We start from the raw sequence: 12,355 nt of genomic DNA, 5'->3' as shown, positions 1-12,355 counted from the left end.
GTAATACATTTTATCCTATAGGTGGCCAGAACAGCGGAGCTGATGAAGGTTTTGCTACAAGCCGTATAGGAAATGAGGATGCAAAGTGGGAAACAAGTACAACAACCAATATTGGTTTTGATGCTACTATTATTGACAACCATGTAGATATTGAATTCGACTGGTGGAAAAGAGATACAGAAGACCTGCTATTTGTTGTTCCATTGGCAGGTGTCACAGGTAATTTTGCGAGTGCACCATCCAGAAACGTAGGAAAAATGTTCAATCGGGGGATTGATTTAAGAGTGGTGTGGAACGGCAACTTTACTGAAGATTTTAGATTTGAATTTGCCGTTAATAATACCTTCCTTAAAAACGAAGTTGTGGCATTTGCACCGGGAATCGACTTTTTGGACGGAGATACTTTTAGAGGAATAGCTCCAACAAGGAATCAGATTGGTAAGCCCTTATCTTCCTTTTTTGGTTATGATGTCATAGGATATTTTGAAAGTGCTGCAGATGTGGCAAGTTCTCCTGCACAAGATGGCGCCGGCGTAGGTAGGTTTAAGTATAGAGATGTTGACGGAGATGGTGCGATAACACCAGATGACAGGACTTATCTTGGTGATCCCATTGCTAATTACAGTGGTGGTGCAACCATAGATTTGAAATACAAGGATTTAAGGATGGAGATGTTCTGGAACTGGTCTACCGGTCTGGAAGTATTTAACCAATCTAAATGGTTTAGAGATTTCTTTGGTACGTTTGAAGGTTCTGCAAAAGGTGTTGCCGCTTTTCAATCGTGGACTCCGGAGCTAGGTAACAGCGCAGCTGCTCCTATCTGGGAAAGTGCCTCTAACCTTAGTACCAGTGGAGCTTCCAACTCCTGGTATGTTGAAGATGGTAGTTATGCAAGACTTCAGAGACTTGCCTTTACCTACTCCTTTAGCCAATTGGTTGACAATTCCAATACACTTAGCAGATTTGATGTAGGAATTTCTGCAAACAATATCTGGACCATTACCGGTTATAGCGGTTTAGACCCGGTTGTTGGTGGAGATGCTGATGTACGATTTGGTATTGATGTTGGTAACTATCCGGTTACGCCATCATATTTGATAAATGTTAATATTGGACTCTAAGACCATGATTATGAAAAATTATGAAAAATTTTTAATTATATTTGAAAAAAAAAGTTATGATGACAATTAAAAAGATTAAACATTTCGGAGTGTTCGTTATGTGTGCCCTGGTTTTGGGTATCTCATGTAGCGATGAATTTTTAGAGGTGCCACCTGCCGGTTCATTGGCTGATGCCCAGTTAGGAACAAAAGATGGTATTGAAGGACTGCTCATTGGTACGTATTCTGCATTGAATGGCGTATTTGGGAACAGGTTTGAAGGACCTAACCATTGGATTACCGGTTCTATTTTGGGCGGTGAAGCCAATAAAGGAACGGATGCCGGGGATTATTCAACGATTAACCCTATTCAGCGTTATGAAACTGATCCCACGAGTGGAGATTTAAATAACTTTTGGCGCGGTCGTTTCGAAGGCGTAGCCAGGGCTAATAGGGTTCTCGCAACTGTTACTGCCAACCCGGACGCATTAACAGCGGCCGACGAAGCCAGAATTACCGGCGAAGCACGACTGTTACGAGGTCACTTTTACTTTGATCTACAGAAGCATTATGGTAGCATCCCGGTTTTTGATGAAACCGTTCCAGCAGAGGAAGTAATCCTCATTCCTAATACAGGGACAGCCTGGGCACAAATTGAAGCAGATTTCCAGTATGCTTATGACAACTTACCTGCGGTAACTGATGCAGGACGTGTAAATAAATGGGCTGCTGCAGCTTACATGGGCAAAGCTAAATTATTTCAGGGGAAATTCTCGGAAGCCATAACATGGTTTGATGATGTTATTGCCAATGGGGTTACCTCCAATGGTTTGACGTATGCTTTATTGGATGATTATTCGCAAATTTACAATGCCGAAAATGACAACCACGCAGAAGCTGTTATGGATGTTGAATCTGCCAATAACACGGGAAGTACCGCAAATGCAAATTATTTTGATGATCTTAACTATCCTTATAATACTGGTCCTGACGGTCCCGGTAACTGTTGTGGGTTTTTCCAGCCTAGTCTTTCAATGGCCAATTCCTTTAGAACACAAGCAAATGGATTGCCGTTGTTAGACGGATCCTACAATGATTCTGCCAATGAAGTACAAAACAGTTTTTTCCATGTTGTTGTTAACGGTAACGATGAAACTACGTTTGTACCGGATTCTGGTCCTTTAGACCCAAGAATTGATCATTCCATTGGTAGAAAGACAATCCCTTACTTAGATTGGATAGCGCATCCCGGTTCTGCCTGGATCAGAAGTTTCCCTTATGCGGGTCCTTACTCTCCTAAGAAATATATCTATTACAAATCACAGGAGAATACGTTTACAGATGGTAGTTCCTGGACTCGTGGTTATGCGCTTATGAATTACACTATTATTCGCTATGCAGATGTACTTCTTATGGCTGCAGAAGCAGAGGTAGAAGCAGGATCACTTACCAAAGCACTAGATTATGTAAACCAGGTAAGGAGAAGAGCTGCTCTTTCTGAGCATTGGGTTAAAAACCCTGATGGTTCAAATGCCGCTAACTATAACATCTCTGAATACACTGCTGCTGATTTTGCCACACAAGACGCTGCAAGAACTGCAGTCCGTTTTGAAAGAAAGCTTGAACTTTCAGGAGAGGGTCACCGTTTCTTTGACCTGGTTCGTTGGGGTGTAGCCGCAGAAGAATTAAATGCATATTTGGCATACGAGGGTCAGTACCTGGTTACCAAATTTGGAGGGGCAAGTTTTACTGCGGGTAAAAATGAACTTATGCCTATTCCACAAGCACAAATAGATATTCAGGGTACTGATGTTTTATCTCAGAATCCCGGGTACTAATAAATTTATACTTCTATTTTATAAAAGGCCGCTGAAAAGCGGCCTTTTTATTTGTCCATGTGCCTAGGTTCTTGCATTTTTGTATGTTGATTAAAAAACAAGTTCCATGAGAATATATAAGTTTATAGCAGCTATTGGCTTATTATCAATACTAATTACAAGCTGTGATGACGCGAAAAAAAATACTGCGCTATTTCAAAGTGTTCCTCCACAAAATTCCGGGCTCTATTTTAATAATGCATTGACCGAAAATGATTCTATCAATATCCTTGATAATGAATTTGTTTATAATGGTTCTGGCGTAGCACTGGGAGACCTGGATGGCGATGGATTAGATGATATTTTCCTGGCTGGCAACCAGGTAGATAACAAATTGTATCTTAACGAAGGTGCGTTGAAATTTAAGGATATATCTAATAATGCAGGAATTAATAAACCAGATTCTCTGCTATGGTCATCAGGCGTATCTATCATAGATATTAATCTTGATGGGAAACAGGATATCTACATTTGTAATACATTCTATAAAAATCCTGAAAGAAGAAAAAATCTGCTGTACATTAATCAGGGTAATAATGATGAAGGTTCTCCCCTATTCAGAGAGATGGCCGGTGAATACGGAATTGCAGATACTACATACTCCTCTCATGCTCAGTTTTTTGATTATGATAATGATGGTGACCTGGATCTTTTTATTGGTGTAAACAGGATTGAAGGAATAAACCCTAGTCAATTTAGTCCGCTGGAGGACGACGGAACATCGCTCAGTCGGGACAAGCTCTATGAAAACAACTGGGATGATACTTTGGGACATCCTGTATTTAAGGATGTATCGGATGAAGCCGGAATTCGGTTTCACGGATATAGCCATAGTACACTAATTCACGATTTTAACGATGATGGCTGGATGGACATTTATGTGGCAAATGATTTTCTGAGCAATGACCTTATTTATATAAATAATCAGGATGGGACGTTTACAAATCGTGCAGGAGATATATTCAAGCATTTTAGCCTTTCTTCCATGGGGAGCGATATTGCTGATGTTACCAATAACGGGCAAATGGATATTTTCACTTCTGAAATGCAGCCGTATTACAACAAACGAAAGAAATTATTCCAGGGACCCAGCAGCTATCAGAAAGAAATTTTTACGAAAAAGTACAACTACGAGTCCCAATATACCAGAAACACTCTACAACTCAATCTGGGTGTCAATCCGGAAACAGGACTCCCCATATTCGGGGATACCGGTATGTTTGCCGGAGTCCAGGAAACAGATTGGAGTTGGGCGCCACTTTTTGCAGACTACGACAGTGACGGCTGGCAGGATCTGTTTATCACCAATGGATTCCCAAAAGATGTAACCGATAGAGATTTTGGGGATTTCCGTATTACAGCCAGTAGATTGGTTAGCAAGGAAAAGCTGATAGCTGCTATTCCTGAGATAAAAATTCCCAATTTTATGTTCCGAAATACGGGAGACTTAAATTTTGAGGATGTTACTGATTCCTGGGGCCTTAATTTTGGCACTTATTCCAATGGTGCTGCCTATGGAGATCTCGACAATGACGGGGATTTGGATTTAGTCATCAATAATATCAATGATCCTGTTTTGCTAATGGAAAACAGGCATACTCAAATGCATCCTGAAAGCCATTATTTAAGGGTTAAATTAAAAGGTTCTGATAAAAATCCGGCTGCATTTGGCAGTATGGTTGAAATTTATTCAGAGGGTATTCATCAGAAGAAGTCTTTAATTTCGGGGCGCGGTTATCTCTCAAAACCTGAAAGTGTGTTACACTTTGGACTTGGTACTACATCCCATGTAGATTCTATAAGAATTATTTGGCCGGGTGGTGGTGTTCAAAAACTGCAAAGACAGGAATCAGACAGAGAACTTGAGATAGCATATAATGAGGAATTGCTGGAACCCAATATAAAAAAGGATTCCTTATTTATTCCTTTGTTTAAAGAAGCAGCCAACAAGTATAATCTGGTATATGAAAGTCGGGATCTTGACTTCATCGATTTTAATTTTCAGCGTACACTACCCCATAAATTCTCTCAATATGGTCCATCTCTTGCTGTAGGTGACATAAACAATGATGGACTGGATGACATGTTCCTTGGAGCCAGTAGAAAATTTGCCGAAACCTGGTTTATACAGCAAAAAAACGGATATTTTATTCAAAAGGAAGTTAATTATAAACAAGGTGCTGAATTGGAAGAAGAAGATGCAGGCACCCTGCTCTTTGATGCAGACGGGGATCAGGATCTGGATTTATATATAGCCCGTGGATGTGCTCAGTATCCGCCGGGGAATATATTATATAAAGATATTCTCTTAATTAATGACGGAAACGGAAAATTTTCAGAATCTGTTGATGGAATCCCGGATATGAGAAGCAATTCATCTGCTGTAAGAGCTGCAGATTATGACAGGGATGGAGACCTCGATCTTTTTATAGGTAGCAGAGTACTTCCAATGGCTTACCCCAAGGCCGACCGTTCTTATATACTAAGGAATGAAAGTACAGAAGGTAATGTTCGTTTTATTGATGTAACTGAGCAGGTATCACCTGAATTACAATATCCCGGGCTTATAAGTGATGCCCTATGGACTGATTTTAACGGGGATTTTTGGCCCGATCTTATTTTGGCCGGGGAATGGATGCCTATTCGTTTCTTTGAAAATAGAAATGGAACCCTGCATGAGATCACCGATTCCAGTGGAATTCAGGATAATTCGGGCTGGTGGAATAGTCTGGCAGCGGCGGATTTGGATAATGATGGAGATACAGACTATGTAGCAGGCAATTTGGGTAAGAATATTTATTTTAAAGCAGATAAAGATACCCCTGTGCGGTTATACGCTAAGGATTTGGACGATAATGGAATGATAGATCCACTTATGTCTTATTATCTCAGAGATAGTGTAGGCACCAAAAAAGAATACCTGTATCATTCCTGGCAGGACGTTGTAAAGCAGTATGTCGGAATTCGAAAAAGATTCAACTCCTTTGGAGAATTCGGTGAAGCCACATTACCGGAAGTTTTCCCGGATGGATTATTAGACGATGCCATGAAACTTACTTTTAACTATATGCAAACTTCATGGATTGAAAATCTTGGAAATGGGAGGTTTGAAAGTCATCCCCTACCTATTGAAGCACAACTTGCACCTGTTTATGGCATTGTAATCAGCGATTTCAACAATGATAATTTGATGGATATTACATTGGTTGGAAATGATTTTGGTATGGAAGTACAGCAGGGCCCCGCAGATGCTTTTATAGGCATGGTTTTAAAGAACAAAGGAAATGGAGGTTTTGAAGCTGTATCACTGGAGGAAAGTCATTTCCTGGTCCCGGGTGATGCAAAAAGTCTGGTGCGGTTAAGCATAGCTAATGAAAAGTCTGTACTGGTTGCTTCACAAAATAATGATTTCTTAAAAGTCTATGAAACAACAACAAATCCGAGTCCTAAGCTTATCCCGCTAAAAGCAAACGAAGTTAAGTGTGTCCTATATTTTAAGGATAACAGCAGTCAGACACAGGAGTATTACTGGGGTTCCTCGTTTCAATCCCAATCAACCCGTCATATAGAAGTGAGCCAGAATGTAAGTCGGGTGCAATTCTTTGACAACGCCGGAAAAGAAACTCGTGCACTAAGTTTTTAGTGCTCGTTTTTATGCTTAAAATCTCCCCAGCGGTATTTAACAGTTCGCTTTAAAGGGATATTCATCCCGTTTGTTGCTTCCAGCCAATCATATATAGCAGCAGACATGGATTTTGCAATTTCCTGTTTGTCCGGATCTGCTATCAAATTGTACATCTCTTCGGGATCGTTCTGTAGATCGTATAATTCATTTCTATCCCAGATTCCGTGATACTTAATGTATTTGTATTGATCTGAACGCATGCCAAAAACGGTTGGAGTCATTGGAAAATCGTACTCCCAGTAATATTCATAAAATATTTCTTTTCGTGAAGCCTCATCTGAATTACCGGTTAAAATTGGGATAAATGAAACTCCCGGCATGTTATCAGGCTGTTTAACGCCAGCTTCGGACAGGACAGTAGGTCCAATATCTATATTCTGTACCATTTGCTGTGGAGTCTTGCCTCCTTCAAACAATTCCGGACAACGAACCAGTAATGGAACCTTAACAGACTCTTCATAAAAATGTCTTTTATCTATCAGTCCGTGTTCGCCCCAACTAAAACCGTTATCCCCCATATAAATTACAAGGGTTGATTCATCAATTCCTTCTTTTTTTAGATACTCCATAACTGTGCCCACACTTTCATCAACCCCGAGGAGCGTTTCGCAGTAATCTACGACCATTTCATATAAGTCCCGGTTGGAATGGTACATATAGTCCACTCCATGCCAGCTAATACGTTGGTCAGCCACCCATTGCGGCCATTTTAAATCCCTGTATTTCCCAGTTTTAGTTTGTTCATAGGTTGCAGGCAATTTTATCTTTTTGCCCTTGTAGATACCTTTATGTCTCCTCGCCGGCTGAAAACCTGCGTGAACTGCCTTATGTGAGAGATATAGAAAGAAAGGTTTGCTCTTATCTCTTTTTTCCATCCAATCTACGGCGTGTTCCGTTAAGAGATCAGTGATATAAGTAGAATCCTTATAGGCTACTCTTTCTCCGTTAATGTTTAAGGTGGGATTATAGTATACCCCTTGTCCCCGAAAACTTTCCCAATGGGTAAATCCTGGCTGAGGTTCATCGCCATGGTCTCCCATATGCCATTTTCCAAAAAATCCTGTCTGATATCCCGCTTTTTGAAGATACTCAGGGAAATAAGTCAGATTCCCGGGATCAGGAGCCTGGTTATCCACAATAGTGTGACTATGGGAGAACTGCCCGGTTAAGATAGAAGCCCTGCTCGGGGAACAGAGAGAAGTAGTTACAAACGTATTAGGCAGGTATGCCCCTTCAGAAGCCAATTTATCCATATTTGGTGTTTGCAACCATGGAACTTTCCCTGTGAAACCCATATAGTCATACCTATGGTCATCGGTAAGTATAAAAATTACATTTCTAGGCTTTTTCTTTTGTACGCTACTTGAATCGTTTTCAATTGTCGTTTTTGCAAAAGTCATTTCAGTGCTTGCAGAAAGTATCCACACACCTAGTAAAGCGATAATAGTTTTAAGTATTCTCATAATTTGATTATTTTGATTCTTGTTCCAGAAAGCCCAGTATGTAAGTCAGAGGAGCATTCCAGTTTAAACATATTTCATTGCTTGCATAGCTGTCCTCGTGATCTGTCCAGCTTTTCATTGGGGGCGTATTTTCAGGATAAACAACCCCGTCAGAAACATCCTGTTTGTCATTATTAGGGCCCCCTGAGAGTAGTCCCGGAACCGGATCCACTATTCCATCCGCGGCGCTTTGCCTGTGATGAATAAACATAGGCGGATTATCACCAAAACCAGTTACAAAGCTGTATCCTACAGCGTTGTTTCCGAGGACATAATCTGCAGCTTGCCTCACTGCAGTTAAATATACCGGCTTGTTTTCCAGACGGTAAGCCTGCGCAATAATCATTGCCGTATTCAGAACGTCGCTATTTGATCCCCATTGAAAATCTTCAACACACTGAAAATAATCATTTGTTTTGGTTTTTTCTGTAAGGGAATCAGCAGTTTTTAAAATTCCTTCCTGTAAAATACCATAAAGCTTATCCGGAACTAGTGATTTATTCTCTAAAAGTGTAAATATCCCCATAAATCTCATAAATTTTGTCCAACCATCACCCGGGCTATATGTAAAATCTATATTGTCTTTTTTAAGTTGATCAAAATAACTTTTATCAGCGGTAGTTATATATAACTGAGAAGCAGCCCAGAATAATTCATCATCAAAATTAGTGTCACCGTATTGCCCGGTACTAATATCTTCAGGATTAACAAACTCAACTTCTGGATTATCTAAAGACCAGGAATAGGCATTTTTCGCAGCCTGCAGGCATTTTTTTGAATAGATGGAATCATAAGGCATGAAAACCCTGGCAGCCTGCGCAGCGGCTCCTGCAAAATCCAGACTGGCAGCAGTTCCCTTTCCAACAACATATCTTTGGCTTGTTACCTCATGAGGCATGACCATCCCTTCAAAATTTTTGGTGGTAAGTTTATGAAACATACCACCATCCTCGTCCTGCATGCTAAGTACCCAATCCATTTCGTATTTCAGTTCATCTAAATAATCACTAATATCATTCCCACTTTCTGGAATATTTAATTCTCCATCTGCTATACTATTTGGATATTGTTCCTCAAACAAAAAGAATTGTCCTAATGGAAAAGAGGCGTTCACGACGTACTTGTTATAGTCCCCGGCATCATACCATCCTTTAGGAGAATTTAAAACCCCTGTTTGTTTCCCGCTGGATGGGTGAAATAGAACAGAATCATCGGGATGGCCCAGTGGTCGGTTCCATTGTGACGCATATTTCTCCTCAAGGGCCATCCCGGCTCGCTGAAAATACAGACCCTTTATTGATCCATGAAATACAGGAAGCAAAACCTGATTCTTTATTTCAAAAGGATAAGAAAATCCTACCTCCTTTATATAGAGATTGTACAAACCCTCCATGGATAATTCACTGAAATCTGCTATACGCACCTGTTCGCCTGCTAATTCCCAGTTTAATGGCCCTGAGATCTCTCCTGAAAAAACGGTCTTACCAGAATTACTTTCAACAATACTGAATTTACTGATTTCAGATTCCGTAACTATCACTGCTTTCTTTATTGCTTCGGGATAGTAACCAATTTGGTTTAATTTAATTTGATTGCTAAATGAGTCGTCAATAACCAGTACTTTTTCTTTGCAGCCAGAGATAAATACCATAGTTATAACCCCATAAAAGTATAGTATTCTGTTCATGTTTCTAATATTTTATTCTTCTCTTCATCTACGGGTTTTCCACGCCACAAGGTGGCTAAACTAGAACCGCTAATATTCATCATGGGTCCGAATACTGCGGGTGCCAGACCCATTGTAGCTACCCTGCCCATTTCCAGTGCAATGCCTGAAGCAAGACCGGCGTTTTGCATTCCAACTTCAAAAGCAACTGTACGCGCCGATTTCCTATCCAGACCAAATACTCTGCTTCCCCAATATCCGAAGAAATAGCCAATTATATTATGTAGAATTACTGCCACTATTAAAAGTAATCCAAGAGTAAGGAGTGAATCCCTTCCGGCAGCGGTGATAATTGTGATAATTATGGCAATTCCTGCCATTGAGAATACCGGCATTGCTTTGTCGAGCCATTTAAATCTCCCATGGGCAAATCTATTAAACACCAACCCGGCAATGATGGGGATTATTACAATCTTAACAATACTCCAAAGCATTCCTAAAAAATCTATAGGCACTAGTTGATTCGCCAAAGCCTTCATGAGCAAAGGTGTAAATAATGGCGCCAGTAATGTAGCCACCGCTGTCAGGGTGAGTGAAAGTGCGAGGTTTGCTCCTGAAATATAGGCCATTACATTCGATGCCAGGCCACTGGGAGAGCAACCAACTAAAATAATTCCTGCTGCAATTTCCGGGGGAAATCCAAATACGGTTGCTAACCCATAACCCACAAAAGGCATAATGCTAAACTGACAAATAATACCAACCAAAACACCTTTTGGCATTTTTACTACACCTTTGAAGTCCTCAAGGCTCATCGCTGTCCCCATGCCAAACATAATTATCATTAACAATGGAACTATAAGCTTTTTAAGGTCGAAGTCACCTGCTTTGGAAAAAAAATCAGGGTAGAACATGGAAGCAGCTACTGCTGCAAATATTAGAACTGTAAAAGAAAATCCCCTTAATGAGCCAACATTTCTAATTGCAAGAGCAAGGGATAGAAAAAAAAGTATTAATACAGGACCCAGCTTGTCAAAATCGCCCAAAGTCAACAAAATAACAGCAAGAACACCGGAACTGATAGCTATTGCAGATGTTATTCTTTTAGACATTAATTTGTTTGTATTTCCTCAATAAATATACTGTGTATTTATCTTGGAACCTCTGGAATAAATCAAATTCTTTAAGGCAAAAATAAAGTTATAATGGCTAGTCCTGCTTGCGTTTTTGCTCCATAAACCAATTATATAATTCTTCGGTGTTATATGCCTGTACCCATGAGTTATGTCCTACTCCATCATATTTGGTGAATCGTACATCATAGCCCATTTCCTCCAACTTATTTACCATATTCTCAGATTCGGAAATCGGTATGGATTTATCTTCGGTACCGTGAAAAACCCAAATAGGCATATTTTTATTTATCCACCCCGCGTAAGGCACAGGAGTCATCCCGCATACAACCGCCATGGCTGCAAATTTATCCGGATACTGAACAGCAAGTTCCCAGGCTGCGCCTCCTCCCCTGCTTAAACCCGTAAGGTAAAGTCTATTAGCATCTACTCTGTTATTTTTTATGATGGTATCTAATAACTGTATTACCGCCCTGGTATTCCACCACTTTCGCTTGTGAGGGTTTTGAGGGGCTAAAATTAAAAAAGGGAATTCTTTTCCTTCTGCTAAAAGTTTAGGCGGACCATTTGTTTTCAGATCTTCCAAAGTGCCCCCTGATTCACCTCCACCATGCAAAAACAAAAGGAGCGGAAATTTATCGTTTTTTTCCTCTTCATATTCCTTTGGATAATATAGGAAATACTGCAAATTCTCAACTGAAACAGTCTCTTTTTCATCAGCAATCAATTGGGACTGTGCGGAACATCCCTGAAAGAAAAGCAGATAAAGAATAATTGATGTTTGTTTGATGTAAGTAACGATGCTGCGCATTTTTAATATTCTGATTTGGTCAGGTTTCTAATTTAAAAAACAATTATTCAAAGACATTATATATTGTTTTATATCAGCTCCTGAAATTAATTAAATTAATTTGTTTTATGGGGTATTTAAGCAGTGCGTTCATCCTTTAGGTTTTTAATCGACCTAAAAAAGAATAAAGTGTTTAAGGTGACTTAAATATTCAATAAAAAAGTTGCGTTACAGGATATGAAGAATTACATTTGCATCCGCATTTTATAGTGCACGTTCATTAAAAAATTTCAGGAGAGGTGCCGGAGTGGTAACGGAGCAGATTGCTAATCTGTCGACGCGCAAGTGTCGCCTGGGTTCGAGTCCCAGTCTCTCCGCTTTCGCCAGCCTTTTTCCGCCAGTGGCGGAACCGGCAGGCTACAGCGGACAAGTCCGCATAAGTTCATAACATAATTCCTGTACAATTAAAATCTGAATGCACCTCGGGGTGTAACGCAAAGCATTAAAATCACGTCCCGCTGGAAGCAGGAGGTCGTCACGCCGAGGCGTGACCACCCCAACTAGAGAAAATTATGTTTGTATGCATTCTCTCTAGTGAAAAA

General features: G+C 40.2%; 6 protein-coding genes, 1 tRNA gene and 1 pseudogene. 4 read left to right on the top strand and 4 right to left on the bottom strand.

Annotated features, from left to right (window positions below; translation table 11 throughout):
- From Q0X89_RS04220 to Q0X89_RS04210, 3 genes and pseudogenes are all read left to right on the top strand, one after another.
- Positions 1 to 1,121: pseudogene (locus Q0X89_RS04220) on the top strand (TonB-dependent receptor); the annotation flags it as partial.
- A gap of 56 nt (positions 1,122 to 1,177) precedes the next feature.
- Positions 1,178 to 2,938 (top strand): RagB/SusD family nutrient uptake outer membrane protein, encoded by a 1,761-nt coding sequence (locus tag Q0X89_RS04215; RefSeq protein WP_297691451.1) that lies wholly within the window; start codon positions 1,178 to 1,180, stop codon positions 2,936 to 2,938.
- A 106-nt stretch (positions 2,939 to 3,044) separates the two neighbouring features.
- Positions 3,045 to 6,620 (top strand): VCBS repeat-containing protein, encoded by a 3,576-nt coding sequence (locus Q0X89_RS04210; RefSeq protein ID WP_297691449.1) that lies wholly within the window; start codon positions 3,045 to 3,047, stop codon positions 6,618 to 6,620.
- On the opposite strand, the gene Q0X89_RS04205 is transcribed toward Q0X89_RS04210, so the two are convergent.
- From Q0X89_RS04205 to Q0X89_RS04190, 4 genes are all read right to left on the bottom strand, one after another.
- Positions 6,617 to 8,125, bottom strand: a complete 1,509-nt coding sequence (locus Q0X89_RS04205) for a sulfatase (protein ID WP_297691447.1) — start codon at positions 8,123 to 8,125, stop codon at positions 6,617 to 6,619. The genes Q0X89_RS04210 and Q0X89_RS04205 overlap by 4 nt on opposite strands.
- A 7-nt stretch (positions 8,126 to 8,132) precedes the next feature.
- The gene (locus Q0X89_RS04200; protein WP_297691445.1) at positions 8,133 to 9,851 is read right to left on the bottom strand and encodes a glycoside hydrolase family 9 protein; all 1,719 of its coding nucleotides are present in this window, start codon (positions 9,849 to 9,851) and stop codon (positions 8,133 to 8,135) included.
- Positions 9,848 to 10,942, bottom strand: coding sequence for a bile acid:sodium symporter family protein (locus Q0X89_RS04195; RefSeq protein ID WP_297691443.1), 1,095 nt, complete (start codon positions 10,940 to 10,942; stop codon positions 9,848 to 9,850). Before Q0X89_RS04195 ends, Q0X89_RS04200 begins: the two co-directional genes overlap by 4 nt.
- A 97-nt stretch (positions 10,943 to 11,039) precedes the next feature.
- Complete coding sequence (locus Q0X89_RS04190) at positions 11,040 to 11,774, bottom strand: PHB depolymerase family esterase (RefSeq protein WP_297691441.1); 735 nt, start codon at positions 11,772 to 11,774, stop codon at positions 11,040 to 11,042.
- A gap of 272 nt (positions 11,775 to 12,046) precedes the next feature.
- Here Q0X89_RS04190 and Q0X89_RS04185 point away from each other — a divergent pair.
- Positions 12,047 to 12,130, top strand: a tRNA-Ser gene (locus tag Q0X89_RS04185).
- Positions 12,131 to 12,355 lie beyond the last annotated feature (225 nt).

It is taken from the genome of uncultured Eudoraea sp., from assembly GCF_947258525.1.
Lineage (GTDB): Bacteria > Bacteroidota > Bacteroidia > Flavobacteriales > Flavobacteriaceae > Eudoraea.
The sequence above is the reverse complement of the archived record's forward strand: the minus strand, read 5'-3'. Positions and strand labels throughout refer to the sequence as shown.

What these genes read in the sequence shown, in the direction of transcription:
- Q0X89_RS04215 (WP_297691451.1), top strand. Translation starts at nt 1,178, where the DNA reads ATGATGACAATTAAAAAGATTAAACATTTCGGAGTGTTCGTTATGTGT.
- Q0X89_RS04200 (WP_297691445.1), bottom strand. Translation starts at nt 9,851, where the DNA reads ATGAACAGAATACTATACTTTTATGGGGTTATAACTATGGTATTTATC.
- Q0X89_RS04205 (WP_297691447.1), bottom strand. Translation starts at nt 8,125, where the DNA reads ATGAGAATACTTAAAACTATTATCGCTTTACTAGGTGTGTGGATACTT.
- Q0X89_RS04210 (WP_297691449.1), top strand. Translation starts at nt 3,045, where the DNA reads ATGAGAATATATAAGTTTATAGCAGCTATTGGCTTATTATCAATACTA.
- Q0X89_RS04195 (WP_297691443.1), bottom strand. Translation starts at nt 10,942, where the DNA reads ATGTCTAAAAGAATAACATCTGCAATAGCTATCAGTTCCGGTGTTCTT.
- Q0X89_RS04190 (WP_297691441.1), bottom strand. Translation starts at nt 11,774, where the DNA reads ATGCGCAGCATCGTTACTTACATCAAACAAACATCAATTATTCTTTAT.